This window comes from Salipiger sp. ABF4_146, assembly GCF_056161345.1.
The window spans coordinates 63,419-78,526 of record NZ_JBSWYX010000009.1 but is presented as its reverse complement, the minus strand read 5'-3'; the positions used below and the strand labels follow the sequence as shown (position 1 = coordinate 78,526).

Below are 15,108 nucleotides of genomic sequence, written 5' to 3'. Positions count from 1 at the left end.
TGCAGCCCCGGCGCTCAGCCGTGGTTGTTCACGACCGTCTTGATGTGGGAAAACTCCAGCAATGCCGCGAAGCCCTTCTCGCGGCCGTGGCCGGATTTCCGGATGCCGCCGAAGGGCAGCTCGACACCGCCACCCGCGCCGTAGCCGTTGATGAATACCTGCCCGCAGCGCAGCGCCTTGGCGACACGTTGCTGCCGGGCGCCGTCCTTGGTCCAGACCGCCGCGACCAGCCCGTAGTCGGTGTCATTGGCGATGCGGATGGCCTCAGCCTCGTCGTCGAAGGGGATCATCGCCAGCACTGGGCCAAAGACCTCCTCTTGCGCGATCCGCGCTTCCGGCGCGCAGGGGCCGAAGATAGCGGGGGCAACGTAGTAGCCGCCCTCGGGCGCGTTCGCCGCGATCCCGCCGCGCGCGATCAGCGGCGCATCGGCCTCCGCGATGTAGCCCTCGACCCGGCGCTTCTGCTTGGCCGAGATCAGCGGGCCGAGCACCGCCGCCTCATCCGAAGCGCTGGCCTCGATGCCTTCGAAGGCGGTCTTCAGCTCGGACACGACTCGGTCCCAGAGGCTGCGATGCACCAGCGCCCGCGTGCCCGCCGAACAGGTCTGCCCGCCGTTCTGGATCAGCGCTTTGACGACCACTGGGATCGCCGCGTCGAGATCGGCGTCTTCGAAGAGGATCTGCGGCGACTTGCCGCCCAGTTCCAGCGTGCATCCGATGAAGTTCCGCGCCGCCGCGGTCTGGATCATCACGCCCACCTCGGGCGAGCCGGTGAATGAGATGAAGTCGATGCCGCGGTGCTCAGACAGCGCCTTGCCGGCGACCTCGCCGCGCCCGGTGACGATGTTGAGCGCGCCGGGCGGGAAGCCAGCCTCGACCGCCAGCTCGCCGATGCGCAGCGCCGTGAGGCAGGCGTCCTCGGCGGGTTTGAGCACCGTGGCATTGCCCATGGCCAGCGCCGGGGCCACCGAGCGGCCGAACATCTGCGCCGGGTAGTTCCAGGGGATGATGTGGCCGGTGACGCCATGCGGCTCGCGCTGCACCTCGACGTTGTAGCCGGGCTGGAAGGGGATGATCTCGCCATGCACCTTGTCCGCCGCGCCGCCGTAGAATTCGAAATATCGGGCGGTCACTTGCATGTCGGCGCGCGCCTGCACGATGGGTTTGCCATTGTCGGCGGACTCGAGCTGCGCCAGTTCCTCGGCATGCTCAAGGATCAGTGCCGAGAGCTTCAGCATGAGCCGGCCACGTTCCGCCGCCGAGAGCTTGCTCCATGCGCCGCCGTCGAAGGCAGCACGAGCGGCGGCAACTGCCGCGTCAACGTCCTCGAGGCCACTGTCGGCAATCGTGGTGAAGGGCAGGCCATCGAGCGGCGAAAGCACCTCCATCTCGGCGCCCGAAGCGGCCGGGAGAAAGTCGTTGCCGACGAGGTTCAGGGGTTTCGGCAGCACGAGGCTGCGCGAGCTCACAGGGAAGTCTTTCATGCACTTTTCCTTTCCGGATCGAGCGACCCTTCGCCGACCTCGCCGCGTTCGATGACCAGCGTCCGGCTGGCGAAACCTCGCAACAGCGAGGGATTGGATTCAGTAATGATGAGGGTGATGCTGCGGTCGCTGTCGCGCAGGGCGCGCAGCGCGTCGGCGTAGCGCAGCGCCAGCGCCGGTGCCAGGCCTTGGAACGGCTCGTCCAGCATCACCAGCTTCGTGCCGAGCATGAGCGCCCGGGCAAGGGCGACCATCTTGCCCTGCCCGCCCGAGACGTTGCCTGCAGGGCGGCCCGCCATTTCCTTCAGCTCTGGCAGGATGTCGTAGACCTTGTCCAGCCGGCGCTTCGTCTCCGCCGCGCCGAGCCGCCCCGCATCGGCGGGCAGCAGGATGTTCTCTTCGACGGTGAAGGCCGAAAACAGCCGCCTGTCTTCGTGAGAGTAGCCGATCCCCAGTCCCGGGCGCTTGGGTGGCGCCACCGAGGTCAGCGGCTTTCCATCAAAGAGAAGTTCGCCGCGCACCTTTGTGAAGCCCATGACCGTGCGCAGCAGCGTCGTCTTACCCGCGCCGTTGCGTCCGATCAGAGCAAGCGTTTCGGCCGGATCGATGCGGAAGTTCAGGTCCCGCAGGATCTCGATGATACCGATCGAGGCGGTCACATTGCGAAATTCGAGCATCAGGCCACCTCCTCGCCGATGACGTCCCGGATCACGTCGGGGTGTTCGAGTATCTCTTCCGGCGTGCCGCGCAGTTGCACGTTACCGGCGTTCCAGACCGCCACTTCGTCGGCGTGGCGGGCGACGATGCCCATGTCGTGTTCTACGAAGACCGAGGTGACCCCGGCTTCGGCGAGCGCACCGACGAGGATCTCCATCACTTCGTGCTTTTGCGACGAGGCCACGCCCGAGGTCGGCTCGTCCATCAGCAACAGGCGCGGTTTCAGCGCCAGTGCCACGGCGATGTCGATCAGCTTGCGCTGCCCCTCCGAGAGCTCGACCACGACCCGGTCCGCCACATCGGTGCAATGCACCAGATCCAGCAGATGCATCATCTCATCACGCTGGCGAATGTTGTGCAGGTTCTGCAGCGGGTTGCGCAGCCCCTCGCGGGCCGAGGCCGAGATCAGCAGGTTCTCGAGCGCGGTGTGCTCGGTGAACAGCTGCGGGATCTGGAAGGCGCGCGCCACGCCGCGCCGCACGATCTTGCGCGGCGGCAGCGGGGTGATGTCCTCGCCCTCCAGGAAAACCTTGCCCGAGCGCGGCTTCAGCCAGCCGGTGCAGATGTTGAGGAAGGTTGTCTTGCCCGCGCCGTTGGGGCCGATGATGGCGAGGTTGCGCCCGGCCTCGATCTGCATCGAGACATTGTTGGCCGCGGTCACGCCGCCGAACTTGATCATCAGCTCGCGCGTCTCCAGCAGCGGCGGCTTGGCGGCATTCGGCATGTTCATCGCGTTCATTCTGCGTTCTCCCTCGTGCTGGTTCGGCTCCTGCCGCCGCGGTGCATAAGCCCGTCCGCGATGCCCATGATGCCACCCGGCGCAAAGAGGATTATGACCAGCAGGAAGGCTCCGAGCAGCATTTGCCAAATGTCTCCGGCGTAGGCCGAGGCATAGACCCGCACGATCTCGTAGATCAGTGCACCAATGAAGGCCCCGCGCACCGAGCCCGCGCCGCCAAGTACGGCGATGAAGACCATCTCGGCCGAGCGCACCCACCAGACGTATTCCGGTGTCACCACGCCCTGGGTCATCGCCATCAGCGAGCCGCCGACACCACAGAGGATCGCCGAGAGCAGGTATCCCGACAAAAGCACGCGTTTGGGCGAGAGGCCGAGGTATTCGAGCCGCGTCTCGTTGGTCTTGATTGTCTGGAAGACCTGACCCACCGGGGAGGCGAACCAACGTAGCGTGAACCATCCCAGCACAACCATAAGCGCGATCGATAGGTAGAAGATCACCGCCTCGAATCCCGCCCGTTCGAGTGCCATGCCCAGCACCGTGGGACGCGGGAGGCGGATGCCGTCGGCGCCGCCGGTGACGTGGTAGAACTTCTCGAGGATGGACCAGAAGATCATCGAGAACGCGAGGTTCAGCATTCCAAAGAAGATACCGCGGTAGCGCACCACGAAGAGCCCGACCAGAAGCCCGCTCAGCGCCGCGCCGATGACGCCCGCTATCAGCACGAGAATAAGGTCCGCCGCCGGAAGCGAGGCCATCAGGAAGGCCCCGGCGTAGGCCGAGATGCCAAAGAACAGCGCGTGTCCGAAAGACACCTGGCCAGCCCGCAGCAGCACGGTCACGCCGAGCACGGCAATGCCCTTGGCCAGCGCCAGGTTGATCAGAAGCTGCATCGAGGGCGCGATGAAGGGCACCGCTGCCAGCAACAGCACGGCCAGAAGCGTCAGCAGCGCGCGCAGCGAGGGCATGCCGCCGGATTTGACGGCGCTCCGCGAAGTGGAGTGTTGGGAAATATCGCTCATGTCGCGTCCTCAGATCTTGCGGGCGACAGGGCTACCGAAGAGCCCCTCGGGGCGGACCAGCAGGACCAGCACCATGATGAGATAGGGCACGAGTACGGCAACCTCGGGCCAGACGTAGACGGCGAAGGACCGCCCCAGGCCGATCATCAGCGCAGCGATCGCCGCGCCGCCAATCTGGCCCAGGCCCGCCGTGGCGACCACGGCGAAGGACAGCACGATCATATCTGCGCCCATGCCCGGCAGGATCGAGGTGGTGGGCGAGGCGAGCGCACCTCCGAGCCCCGCGAGCACCGCGCCGACGACGAAAGTGAACAGGAACACGCGGTCGGCATCGATGCCGATGGATTGCGCGGCCTCGCGATCCTCTGTGGTGGCGAGGATGAGCTTGCCGATCACCGTATGGCGCAAGAAAAAGCGCAGCCCGAAGAGCAGGCCGATCGCGACCAGCGGCAACAGGATCAATTGGTAGACCGTGTAGGTCACGCCAAAGAGCGTCACGTTGCCAAGCGCCTGCAGCGCGCTGGCCTGGAAATAGGGCTGCGTGCCCCAGACGAGACGTTGAACGTCCTCAAGGATCATGAACACCGCGAACGTGACCAGAAGCTGCAGCACCTCGGGCTTGTCGTAGATGCGCCGCAGCAGCAGCCACTCGATTGGTCCGCCCAGCAGCACGCCCACCAGGACCGCCGACACGAGCATCAGCGGGAAAGCGAACACCGGGGCGAAGCCGAGCGCGAGGAAGAAGCCGGTCAGCGAGACCGTGGCATAGGCCCCGATCGCGTAGAGCGAGCCATGGGCAACATTCAGGATGCGCATCACGCCGAAGATCAGGGTCAATCCGAGCGCGACGATGAATACCAGCGCCGCGTAGGAGATTCCGTCGAAAAGCGCGAGCAGGAAGATGGTCAAGTTCATGAGACCGCCTCTTGTTGGTGGGCCGTTCGAATGTGTCGCGGAAGAGCGACCGGGCGCTCTGCATGGCCCAAATCGGCCGGCAACCGGCCCGGGTCCTCAGATCAGCCCAGCACGAACGCCGGCCATGTCGAGAGCCCGTCCGGCGCGTGCGCCGGACGGGAGCGCATCAGTTCTCGTAGGTTTCGACCGACAGCCCGTCGGCGAAGCTCGCATCGAGGCCCTTGATCCAGTCGATTGAGGTCTCGCCCACCGGAGGCAGCAGCCCGTCGCCGTCGAAGATCATGATGTTCTCGAGGGTCGCGAACGGGTACTCGCCGGTCTGCGCGCTGGTGCCCATGAGCTGTGACTCGACGCCCTGGTGATCCTCGCGCAGGTGCAGCGCGCGGCCGAGGCCCTGAAATTCGAGGCCGTCGAGCGCCGCCAGCAACTGCTCCTCGTCCGGCCAGTCAACGCCGTTGTCGGCAATAGCCTTCTCGTAAGCGGTCTTCAGCGCCGAAAAGGCTTGGCTGGCGTGGAAAACTGAATAGACGGGGATGTCGCCGGTTGCTTCCTTGTATTGCTCCATGAACCCTTTGAAGTCGGGGTCGTCGCGGCGCTCGGGGTGCAGGAAGTAGTGATCGCCGCGCGCGCCGACGATGTGGCCTGCGGGCAGGCTGCTGCCGAGACGCTCGAGCGAGCTTTCGGCCAGCGGCAGCACGAAGGTCGAGGTATTCATCAGCCCGCGCTGGAAGGCCTGCTGCACGAAGGTGTCGAGATCGCCGCCCCAGGAGGTCGAGAGCACCACGTCCGGACGCAGCGCCTGCAGCCGCGAGATCTCGGTCGAGAAGTCCGGCGCGCCGAACTTGGGAAAGAACTCGCCTACCACTTCCACGTCGGGCTTCATCACTTCGAGCGCGGTGTGGAAAATGTCCCAGCTGTCGCGGCCCCAGGCGTAGTCCTGGTTCACCACTGCGATCGTCTTGAAATCCGGGTGGGTCTTCAGGAGGTAGGCCACAGCCGCGAGCATCTCGGACGTCGCGTTGCCCTGCGGGCGGAAGACGTAGTCATAGCTGCCTTCCTCGAAGATGCGCTGCGTGCCGCAGTCCCACATCAGGTTCGGCACCTTCAGGTCCTCTGCCAGCGGCGCGAGGGTCTGGCAGTTGCCAGAGGAGATCGAGGCGAGCATCACCTCGGCGCCCTCTGTCTGCGCCACCCGGCGGTATTCCGAGGTCAGCGCCTCGGCGCCGGCGCCCTCGTCGATGTAGGTCACTTCGATGGGCACCCCGTTGATGCCGCCCTCGGCGTTGAGGTTCTCGACAAAGATGTTCATCGCATCGCGCGCCGGAACGCCGAACACCGAGGCCGGGCCGGTCAGGAACGTAGTCATGCCGATCTTCAACGCCTCGGGCTTGTCCGCCGCCATCGCGGCCAGCGGCATCGCAACGCAGAGCGCCGATGTGGTCAGTAGCTTCTTCATGTTGGTCTCCTCCCTGTTTCAGTCCCGATCAGCGAATTGCGATCGGGTTGATGATCATCTGCACGGCGCCCTGCAGTCGGGCCTGTCCAAGCACGAACAGGAACTCGTGCACGCCGTCCTCGGCGAGCGCGCGGGTGTCCATGTTCTCGAGGATGTAGATGCCGTGTTCGGGCTGCAGAATCTGGTGTGCGCGGAAAGCCTGTCCTTCGGTTTCCGCTGGGACCACCTCCATGCCCCAGGTGTCGGCGCCCACGGCCATGACACCGATCTCGGCCAGGTACTCCGCCCCGCTCACTCCGACGCCGGGCTCGACCGCACCGAAGCGTTCCGGATCCGGCGCGTCGCCATCGAGCAGGTCCATCCAGTTCGAGTTGAACAGGACCACATCCCCTTCGCGCAGTTCGACGCCCTGCGCGTCCGCCGCGGCCTGGATGTCCTCCTTGGTGTAGGCCGTACCCTCCTCGACCATGTCGGTGCCGTAGTAGGCCGCCATATCGAGCAGCACGCCGCGGCCAACGAGACCAGGCAGCTTTTCAAGCCCCAGTTCAGTGAGGCCCGATGCCGGAGCGAAGTCGCCATAGGTCCGGCCGCCGTAATAGACATGATCGACCCCGGCATGACCGAGCCCGTCGATCTGCGGCCCGATGCCGAGCCAGCCCATGAAAATGTCGTCGTTATAGGTGAAGTTGTTCTCACCAAGCCCCGAATTACCGTTCTGACCCGGCTGCAGCACCGTCAGCGACAGGCTGCGCGGCGGAAAGGCCGGCGTGTCCGGTCCGACGATCATGCCAAGGCTGTAGACCTTCCCCTCGGTGACCAACTCGGCGGCCATCTTCACCCGCTCGGGGGTCATCAGGTTCGCCGCGCCGAGTTCGTCATCGGCGCCCCACTGACTTTGCGTCCAGTCCTGCGCCGACGCGGTCTGCATCGAGAACGTCAGCGCGAGCCCGGCAACCACCAGACCAAGGCCTTTGATCCATGCGCCGTCGCTTGCGCTCTCTGCTTTTGATTGAGTCCTCATAGCTTCCTCCCAGAGCCCGAGATGTGATGGAGCGTAGGGTCAGAGCGTGAACCCCCGCCAATACCTTGGCGCAATTCCGGTCATAGGTTTAAGCTATACCCCTAGGGAAAGGTGTTTCGGCCCTCGCCCGAAGCCTTAGCCTGAGCATCAGAGGAGCCGCTCAGGCCTATGGGAGGAGAGAAGGATGAAGATCGAAGCTGCCGTGCTCTTGCACGGGGGGGTGGAGCGCGATTTCGAGGCCGCGGGCACATTGGCGGTGTGCGAGCTTGACCTCGCGGCGCCCGGCCCGGGCGAAGTGCGGATTCGCGTGGCCGCCGCCGGGGTGTGCCATTCGGATCTGTCGGTGATCAATGGCACGCGCCCGCGCCCGGTACCGATGGTTCTGGGGCACGAGGCGTCGGGCTTCGTCGAGGAGGTCGGCGCGGGGGTCGACGATCTTGCCCCCGGGGATCACGTTGTCTGTATCTTCGCACCGGGGTGCGGCAGCTGCCTGCCCTGCGCCGAAGGACGGCCCGCGCTTTGCACCCGCGCGGCGAAGCACCATGGCGTCGGCGAGCTGATGACCGGACATCGCCGCCTGTCGATGGACGGCGCGCCGGTAAATCACCACGTCGGGGTTTCCGCCTTTGCCACCCATGCCGTCCTTGCGCGCCAATCGCTGGTTAGGGTCGAAGCTGACCTGCCCCCACACATCTCGGCGCTGTTTTCCTGTGCCATGCTCACCGGCGCGGGTGCCGTGTTCAACACCGCGCGGGTAATGCCCGGCTCGAAGGTCGCGGTCTTCGGGCTTGGCGGTGTCGGCCTCTCGGCCATCCTCGGCGCGGTGGCGGCTGGCGCGGGCGAGATCATCGCCATTGATCCGTTCGAGACGAAGATGCAGACCGCGGTTGAGATGGGCGCGACCCGCACCGTGAAGGCCGACGAACACACAATTGAAGCCGTGCGCGACGCCACGGGCGGCGGCGTCGATGTGGCGATCGAGCTTGCCGGTTCGACCAAAGCGCTGGAGACCGCCTGGGGCTGCACCTGCCGCGGTGGCACGACCGTCACCGCCGGCCTGCCCCACCCCGACGCCCGCATGTCCCTGAACGCGCTGCAACTGGTGGCCGAAGAACGCACACTCAAGGGCAGTTACATTGGTTCCTGCGTGCCGCAAAGAGACTTGCCTCGCATGTTCTCTTTGCACACGCAGGGCAAGCTGCCGGTCGAGAAAATGCTGACGCACCGACTGAGACTGCGCGACATCAACCGCGCGATGGACCAGCTCGACCAGGGCACCGCCATCCGCCAGGTGATCGAGTTCGGCGGATGATCGACATAAGACAGCTACGCTATTTTCTCGCCATCGCCGATTCGCCGTCGATTTCGGCGGCGGCGCACAGCATCGGGGTTGCTCAGCCCTCGCTGTCACAGCACATCCAGCGCATGGAGGAGGAACTGGGTGTCAAGCTGATGGACCGCTCGCCGCGCGGCACGCTGCTGACGCAGGAGGGTCATGTCTTCGTCGAGCACGCGCGGAAGATTTGCGATAGCCTCGACCGCTGCATCGACGACATGCGAGAGCTCGGCGGCGTGGTCCGCGGACGGGTGGGTTTCGGCATGCCCCCGTCATGCTCGATGGTCATGTCGGTGCCGCTGGCCGAAACGGTCCGGCTGGAGCTGCCCGAGGTGCGCCTGCGCGCGGTCGAGGCGATGAGCGGCTATCTGAAGACTTGGATCGAGGATGGCACGGTGGACATCGGGTTTCTCTATGACCTGACCGATGCCGGGCATTTGCGGGCGACACATGTGATGGACGAGGAACTGTTCTTCTATTCGGCCCCCGACGCCTGGCCCCTCGATACCCCGCCCGGCACGCCGGTGCCACTGGCCGAACTGCAACCGCTCGATATGATCCTCACGTCGAACGGGCTGCGCAATATGATCGAGGGTTATTGCAGCAAGCACGGGATCAAGCTGAACGTGGTGGTCGAGATGGACGCGATGACTCAGATCAAGGAGTTGGTCGCGCGCGGCTCGGGTTACACGATTTTTGCCCCCGTCGCCGCGCAGGACTTCGTCAAACGAGGCGAGCTGCTGCGCGCCCCGATCATTGCCCCCACGATGATGCGCCCGGTCTACCTCGTGTCGAACCCGGCCCGGGTCATGACGCGGGCCTGCCGCGCGGTGGAACAGGTCACGCTCGACGTCGCGCGCGAATTGGTCCAACGCGGCATCTGGGAAGCCAGCCTGGTTTAATGCCCCAGCTTTACGCGCGGATCAGCGCGCCAATGTCGCGGGCGGGAACGCTACGCGGGTCGGCATCGATCCGCTCAGTCATGGCCAGCAGCGGCGCGGCGCGCACACCGAGCACCGTCCGGGCTTTGCCAGCAACGCGCTGCATCAGCTCGGCCGGAGGCACGGGCGCGGCGAGGTCATGCCTGTAGGTGAGCTGGGTTCCGTCTCGCAGAACCAGCGTGCCCGCGCCCTGCTGATCACTGAGCGTGGCGTCGCCCGTGACCTCCACCTTCCGTGCGAAGGCTGCCAATATGGGATCGGCCGCGAGGGCATCTGTGTAGAGCCCTCCCTCACCGGTCTCGAGCCCACTCAGCACCATCCCCGCCAGCCAGACATAGCTGAACTTCACCTCGAGCCCGGTGCGCGGTGCCTTCAGGTCGCAGACCTTGAGCCAGCGCGGGTTGGTCCTGACCTGCAGCCTCTCGACCTGCTCGATATCGACCTGCCCAGCAATCGCGCGCAGCCCCTCGATCATCGCGTGCAGGCCGTGGCAGCAGGCGTGGAACTTGTAACGGTTGTCCATGAACCTAATGTCGGACAATCCGTAGATGAACGGCTCCGGCGCGTCGGCATGAGTCTCGACGAACCCCTGCTGCCCGAAAACGCCATCGTCCGGCGAACTCAGCCCCAGGGCGGCGAGCTGTACGGCCTCGACTCCATTGGATGCCGCAATGCCCGCGTTCAGCGGTTTTCCCATGGTACCAAACTGGCTCTTGAGCCCCGACGCCCGTGTCGCACAGAGCCCAAGCGCCGCGCGCATCTGCGCATCGTCGAGCTTCGCGATGCGTCCGGCTGCGAGCGTCGCGCCAAATGCCCCAGCCGTCGCCGTCTGATGAAAGCCGCGATTGTAATGCGCCAAGCCAAGGACTCGGCCAAGACGTATCGCGCCTTCAGCCCCGACGAGAAACGCTGTGACAAGCTCCTCCGCCGAGGCATCCTGCGCCTCTGCCATGGCCAGCGCCGCGGGGTAGATGCCGACCGAAAGGTGACCGACGTGGTCAAAATGTGTATCGTCGTAGTCCAGCGCATGCGAGATGGTGCCATTGACCATCGCCGCCGTACGCGCCGGCGCATGGCTGCCGCCGAAGACCGAAACCTCGGCGGACGCCTGCCCCTCCGACGCGGCAAAGCTACGTATCTTCGTGGCCACGGGCTCGGACGCCCCGGCGATGCCGCAGATCAGCCAGTCGACCAGCGAAACGCGGGCCAGCGCGAGGGCCTCTGCCGGGCAGTGGGCCAGCGGCAGCGCCGTCAGCTCGATCAGTGCATCAAGCGGTTCTGCGGCGGCGTTTTCCCGCGTGGCGACATGTGCTTCGAGCATGGGGAGACCTCTTGTTTGTCACCCGTAGCATCCCGTTTAGGGCCTTCGCGGGCCAATAGTTCTTGGCTCTGTCGGTCATAGAAGGAAGTTCTGACCAGCGATGCGAAGGGTGGATTTGGCTTAAACAATAGCAGGAAAGTTCGCGATGAGCCGATGTATGGCAAAGAATTTGGACGGCTTTCGCGGGTCTGCAGCGACCGATAACGCTGAACTATGTGATTCCATTACCCGTGGCACAGCTGCTGGCAGGATCGCTGATCGCGCTTGCCGCCTGGATGATGCTGTCGCCGTTCCTCTGACAACCCATTCACGGCGCGGACGGTCGCCTTCGCCCACAGTGCAGAGCGGAAAGGGCCCGCCATTGGCGGGCCCTTTGGCAATTGGCATGCATGTGCCCTCGCGCGGTGCAAGTTGGGCCTACTGCTCGGCGTCTGCCGCCGCTCAAGCGGGATCAGTGGGTCAGGCCGCTGTCGCCACGGCGAGGATGTTGTAGGGCAGCCCCTCGACCGGGATCGTCGCCGTTTCTGCAAGACTTGCGGGGTCGACAAGCCGCACCAATCCCTCAAGCGGATCGGTGAGCGCGATGCGGTTCTCCGCCACGGCCAGGCGCGGGCGTGGATCGCGCCAGTGCCCATCCATCGAGCAAGGCTGCGTGATGCGGGCCGAGGCCTCGATTTGCGCCGAGTGTTGTCTGAGGCGGGCCAGGCGCGCCTGATGCAGTGTGCGAAATGCTGACCAAACCGGTTCACCCATTTGCGAACGGCTTCACAGCTGACGACTACGCCTCGCTCGGCGAGCGGACCCTCTAAATCCGCCGTACTCAGCGCGAGCCGATGGTAGGCCCAGACGGCGTAGGCGATGATCACGCCGGGGAAATGCAAGCCTTTCAGGCGCGGTATCTAAGGTGGGATCTTCATTTCCACCAGTTAGACCCGCTCAACAGGGAAAGCAAATTGGCACTCCCTCCTCCAAATGTCGCCCAAGGAATGAAAGAGCCATCGGCGAAACTGCCCGTTTCTTAGGCGAAAACCACACCCTTTACGTCTGATGAAAAAGTGTTGTCATTTTTCACTTGTGCGAAATGAAAATATTTACGACTTTTTCATTGAGCCTTTTTTGGTGGCAACCAGCATAGCGGACCACGACTGGGACGAGGATCCGGAGATCATATGATCGGACAAGATATCAAGGCGTTACGGGTAGCCCGTCAGCTCACGCTTCAGGCATTGGCGAAGGCGCTCGACCGTTCCGTTGGCTGGATGAGCCAAGTGGAGCGCGGCTTGTCGGAGCCCTCCATGAAGGATCTGCGAGCGATGGCGCGGATCCTCGACGTGCCCCTGTCGATGTTCTTCGGCGCCACCGACGCCCCCCCGGAGGAGCGCGGATATGTGGTCCGGGCAACTGCGCGCCGCGAAATCGGTGAGCGGGACGAAGGTCTTGTCGAGTCGCTCGTGTCGCCCGATCTGACCGACGATTTCGAAGTCATCCACTCGACCTTCCTGCCGGGCAGTGCGCTCGACGAGCCAAAACAACGCGCCACCACCGAAGTCGCATACCTGATCTCCGGGCGGCTCGACATCTTCATCGGCGATCAGCGGTTCACCATCGAGGCGGGAGACAGCTTCCGCATCAAGGGCTCTGAATACCGCTGGGCCAACCCCTACGAAGACCCCGCCTGCGCGATCTGGGTCATTTCCCCTCCTGTCTACTGAGGCTTCATCATGGCTCTTCCCTCCACGGCCCGAGTGGTCATCATCGGCGGCGGTGTCGTCGGCACCTCCGCACTCTACCATCTTGCCAAGGCCGGCTGGACTGACTGCGTCCTGCTCGAGAAGAACGAGCTGACGGCGGGCTCCACATGGCACGCGGCGGGCAACTGCCCCAACTTCGCAGCCAACTACGGCATCATGAACATGCAGCGCTATGGGCTGGCCATGTATCGCGATCTGGCCGAAGAGGTCGATTATCCGATCAACTACCACATCACCGGTGCGGTGCGTCTGGCCCACAGCCACACGCGGATGATGGAATTCGAGCGCGTCCGCGACATGGCCGCCCAGATGGGCCTGCAAATGGACATGTGCACGCCCGATGAACTTCAGGCCCACATGCCTTTCATGGAAACCCATGATCTGGAAGGCGGGCTGTGGGATCCGCTCGATGGCGATATCGACCCCTCTCAGGTCACGCAGGCGCTGGCCAAGGGCGCGCGCGCGCTTGGCGCCACCATCGCCCGCTTCACCCCCGCCACCGGCGTCAGCCGGGAGAATGGGGAGTGGGTGGTGCACACCGATCAGGGCGATATCCGAGCCGAATTCGTGGTCAACGCCGCCGGCTACTACGCCGCACGCGTCGGCGAATGGTTCCTGCCCCACGGCGGGCGGGAGGTGCCGCTCACCGTCATGAGCCACCAGTATTTCCTCACCGAGGCGATCCCCGAGATCAAGGCCTGGACAGAGCAGAACAAGCGCAAGGTGCCGATGCTGCGCGACGTCGACAGCTCCTACTACCTGCGGCAGGACACCTTTTCGCTGAACCTCGGCCCCTATGAGCGTAACTGTCAGGTGGGCTGGGCGTCGGGCGCGGAGATGCCCGAGGATTTCAGCTTCCAGCTTTATCCCGACGATCTCGACCGGCTGGAATGGTACATCATGGACGCGATGGAGCGCGTGCCGCTTCTGGGGTCCCAGGGCGTTCAGCGCAACATCAACGGCCCGATCCCCTACGCCCCCGATGGCCTGCCGATGATCGGCCCGATGCCGGGCGTGCCCAATGCCTTCGAGGCGCACAGCTTCACCTTCGGCATCGCGCAGGGCGGCGGCGCGGGCAAGGTGCTGTCCGAATGGATCATGCACGGCTACACTGAATGGGACATGTGGTCGGTCGATCCGCGCCGCTACACCGACCACGCCGATGCCGGGTTCACCAGCGCCAAGGTGATGGAGACCTACGGCCACGAATACGCGATGCACTTCCCGCATCACGAATGGCCTGCGGGCCGCGACAAGAAGCTGTCACCCAACCATGAGCGCCTGCTGGCCGATGGCGCGCAGATGGGGGCCTACAACGGCTGGGAGCGGGCGAACTGGTTCGCCAAGGACGGCGACGACACGTCCGAAGATGCGACGCTCACATGGGACCGCAATGGCCCGTGGCAGGCACGCGTCCGCGAAGAGGTGCTGGGCGTGCGCGATGGCGCAGGGGTGATCGATCTTGCCGGGTTCTCGCGCTTCGGCCTCAAGGGCGACGGCGCGGCAGAGGCGCTGCGCAGCCTCATCACCGGGGCCCTGCCCAAAGTGGGGCGGATGAACCTGATCTACATCGCCGACGACCGGGGCCATGTGCTGACAGAGATGTCCTGCATCCGCCACGGCGAGGATGATTTCACTCTGATGACAGCTGCCGTCGCCCTCTGGCACGACGGCGAGATCCTGCGCGCCGCCATGCCCGAGACGGTGACGGTCACCGACAAGACCCGCGATGTCGTGGGCATGCTGGTCACCGGTCCGACCTCGCGTGATGTGCTGGCCGGGATCTCTGATGCCGACCTCACCCTCGGCTGGCTCACCCACCAGCAGGCCAAGGTGGCGGGCAAGCCCGCGATGCTGGCGCGCGTCTCCTTTGTCGGGGAACTGGGGTGGGAGGTGCATTGCGCCCCCGAGGATGCCGCGCCGGTTTATGCCGCGATCCGCGATGCAGGGGCCACGCCCTTCGGAATGTATGCACTCAATTCCATGCGCATCGAAAAGGGTTATCTCACGTGGAAGGGCGATCTGTCCGCCGATTACACCCTTTTCGAGACCGGCCTCGGCCGCTTCGTCAAACTGGACAAGCCGCAGGATTTCCCCGGCAAACCCGCGCTGGCAAAGGCGCAGCAACAGCCCGCCAAACGGCTAGCGTCTCTGACCGTCGAAACCGGGCAGCAGGATGCCCCCTACATGGCCAGCGTCTTTGCTGACGGCGAACTGGCGGGCGTGGTGCTGTCCTCGGCCTACGGCCACCGCGTCGAGGCGGCCATCGCGCTGGCGATGCTGGATGCATCTGTCCCTGCAGGCGCTTCGGTCGAGGTGGCCGTCTACGGCCAGCGGCTGAGCGCCACGGTCAATGAAACGCCAACCCTGTGGGATGAAGACAACGCCCGCATCCGCGCCTGACC

Annotated in this window: 13 protein-coding genes and 1 pseudogene; 4 read left to right on the top strand and 10 right to left on the bottom strand. The window is 64.9% G+C overall.

What is annotated here, in order from left to right; translation table 11 throughout:
• Positions 1–14: 14 nt before the first annotated feature.
• From ACXAJT_RS14270 to ACXAJT_RS14240, 7 genes are all read right to left on the bottom strand, one after another.
• Complete coding sequence (locus ACXAJT_RS14270; RefSeq protein WP_475236278.1) at positions 15–1,484, bottom strand: aldehyde dehydrogenase family protein; 1,470 nt, start codon at positions 1,482–1,484, stop codon at positions 15–17.
• Entirely contained in the window at positions 1,481–2,161 is a 681-nt protein-coding gene (locus tag ACXAJT_RS14265; protein ID WP_475236277.1) for an ABC transporter ATP-binding protein, read from the bottom strand. The genes ACXAJT_RS14270 and ACXAJT_RS14265 overlap by 4 nt, the downstream gene beginning before the upstream one ends.
• A complete protein-coding gene (locus tag ACXAJT_RS14260) occupies positions 2,161–2,940 on the bottom strand; it encodes an ABC transporter ATP-binding protein (RefSeq protein WP_226626235.1) in 780 nt (259 codons plus the stop codon). Before ACXAJT_RS14260 ends, ACXAJT_RS14265 begins: the two co-directional genes overlap by 1 nt.
• Complete coding sequence (locus tag ACXAJT_RS14255; RefSeq protein WP_475236275.1) at positions 2,937–3,962, bottom strand: branched-chain amino acid ABC transporter permease; 1,026 nt, start codon at positions 3,960–3,962, stop codon at positions 2,937–2,939. Before ACXAJT_RS14255 ends, ACXAJT_RS14260 begins: the two co-directional genes overlap by 4 nt.
• 9 nt (positions 3,963–3,971) lie before the next feature.
• Entirely contained in the window at positions 3,972–4,877 is a 906-nt protein-coding gene (locus ACXAJT_RS14250) for a branched-chain amino acid ABC transporter permease (RefSeq protein WP_475165594.1), read from the bottom strand.
• A gap of 166 nt (positions 4,878–5,043) precedes the next feature.
• Positions 5,044–6,333, bottom strand: a complete 1,290-nt coding sequence (locus ACXAJT_RS14245; protein WP_475236273.1) for an ABC transporter substrate-binding protein — start codon at positions 6,331–6,333, stop codon at positions 5,044–5,046.
• A gap of 28 nt (positions 6,334–6,361) precedes the next feature.
• Positions 6,362–7,354: a cyclase family protein gene (locus ACXAJT_RS14240; protein WP_475236271.1), complete on the bottom strand. Its 993-nt coding sequence runs from the start codon at positions 7,352–7,354 to the stop codon at positions 6,362–6,364.
• A 184-nt stretch (positions 7,355–7,538) separates the two neighbouring features.
• Between ACXAJT_RS14240 and ACXAJT_RS14235 the strand changes: the two genes are divergently transcribed.
• Together ACXAJT_RS14235 and ACXAJT_RS14230 are read left to right on the top strand one after the other, a co-directional pair.
• On the top strand, positions 7,539–8,666 hold the full coding sequence (locus ACXAJT_RS14235) for a zinc-dependent alcohol dehydrogenase family protein (RefSeq protein ID WP_475236270.1): 1,128 nt from the start codon (positions 7,539–7,541) through the stop codon (positions 8,664–8,666).
• The gene (locus ACXAJT_RS14230; protein ID WP_475236268.1) at positions 8,663–9,592 is read left to right on the top strand and encodes a LysR family transcriptional regulator; all 930 of its coding nucleotides are present in this window, start codon (positions 8,663–8,665) and stop codon (positions 9,590–9,592) included. Before ACXAJT_RS14235 ends, ACXAJT_RS14230 begins: the two co-directional genes overlap by 4 nt.
• Before the next feature lie 10 nt (positions 9,593–9,602).
• On the opposite strand, the gene ACXAJT_RS14225 is transcribed toward ACXAJT_RS14230, so the two are convergent.
• The 3 genes and pseudogenes from ACXAJT_RS14225 to ACXAJT_RS14215 form a co-directional block, all read right to left on the bottom strand.
• Entirely contained in the window at positions 9,603–10,952 is a 1,350-nt protein-coding gene (locus ACXAJT_RS14225) for an MmgE/PrpD family protein (RefSeq protein ID WP_475236267.1), read from the bottom strand.
• A gap of 459 nt (positions 10,953–11,411) precedes the next feature.
• Positions 11,412–11,591 (bottom strand): hypothetical protein, encoded by a 180-nt coding sequence (locus ACXAJT_RS14220; RefSeq protein WP_475236265.1) that lies wholly within the window; start codon positions 11,589–11,591, stop codon positions 11,412–11,414.
• A 59-nt stretch (positions 11,592–11,650) separates the two neighbouring features.
• A pseudogene (locus ACXAJT_RS14215) lies at positions 11,651–11,851 on the bottom strand (IS6 family transposase); the annotation flags it as partial.
• A 270-nt stretch (positions 11,852–12,121) separates the two neighbouring features.
• Between ACXAJT_RS14215 and ACXAJT_RS14210 the strand changes: the two are divergent.
• Both ACXAJT_RS14210 and ACXAJT_RS14205 read left to right on the top strand, forming a co-directional pair.
• Positions 12,122–12,664: a helix-turn-helix domain-containing protein gene (locus ACXAJT_RS14210; protein WP_475236263.1), complete on the top strand. Its 543-nt coding sequence runs from the start codon at positions 12,122–12,124 to the stop codon at positions 12,662–12,664.
• Between the two features lie 6 nt (positions 12,665–12,670).
• On the top strand, positions 12,671–15,106 hold the full coding sequence (locus tag ACXAJT_RS14205; protein WP_475236499.1) for a GcvT family protein: 2,436 nt from the start codon (positions 12,671–12,673) through the stop codon (positions 15,104–15,106).
• Positions 15,107–15,108 lie beyond the last annotated feature (2 nt).

Bases quoted from the DNA above. Each gene is read 5' to 3' on its own strand.
- ACXAJT_RS14270 (WP_475236278.1), bottom strand. From the start codon at position 1,484: ATGAAAGACTTCCCTGTGAGCTCGCGCAGCCTCGTGCTGCCGAAACCC.
- ACXAJT_RS14265 (WP_475236277.1), bottom strand. From the start codon at position 2,161: ATGCTCGAATTTCGCAATGTGACCGCCTCGATCGGTATCATCGAGATC.
- ACXAJT_RS14260 (WP_226626235.1), bottom strand. From the start codon at position 2,940: ATGAACGCGATGAACATGCCGAATGCCGCCAAGCCGCCGCTGCTGGAG.
- ACXAJT_RS14255 (WP_475236275.1), bottom strand. From the start codon at position 3,962: ATGAGCGATATTTCCCAACACTCCACTTCGCGGAGCGCCGTCAAATCC.
- ACXAJT_RS14250 (WP_475165594.1), bottom strand. From the start codon at position 4,877: ATGAACTTGACCATCTTCCTGCTCGCGCTTTTCGACGGAATCTCCTAC.
- ACXAJT_RS14245 (WP_475236273.1), bottom strand. From the start codon at position 6,333: ATGAAGAAGCTACTGACCACATCGGCGCTCTGCGTTGCGATGCCGCTG.
- ACXAJT_RS14240 (WP_475236271.1), bottom strand. From the start codon at position 7,354: ATGAGGACTCAATCAAAAGCAGAGAGCGCAAGCGACGGCGCATGGATC.
- ACXAJT_RS14235 (WP_475236270.1), top strand. From the start codon at position 7,539: ATGAAGATCGAAGCTGCCGTGCTCTTGCACGGGGGGGTGGAGCGCGAT.
- ACXAJT_RS14230 (WP_475236268.1), top strand. From the start codon at position 8,663: ATGATCGACATAAGACAGCTACGCTATTTTCTCGCCATCGCCGATTCG.
- ACXAJT_RS14225 (WP_475236267.1), bottom strand. From the start codon at position 10,952: ATGCTCGAAGCACATGTCGCCACGCGGGAAAACGCCGCCGCAGAACCG.
- ACXAJT_RS14220 (WP_475236265.1), bottom strand. From the start codon at position 11,591: ATGGATGGGCACTGGCGCGATCCACGCCCGCGCCTGGCCGTGGCGGAG.
- ACXAJT_RS14210 (WP_475236263.1), top strand. From the start codon at position 12,122: ATGATCGGACAAGATATCAAGGCGTTACGGGTAGCCCGTCAGCTCACG.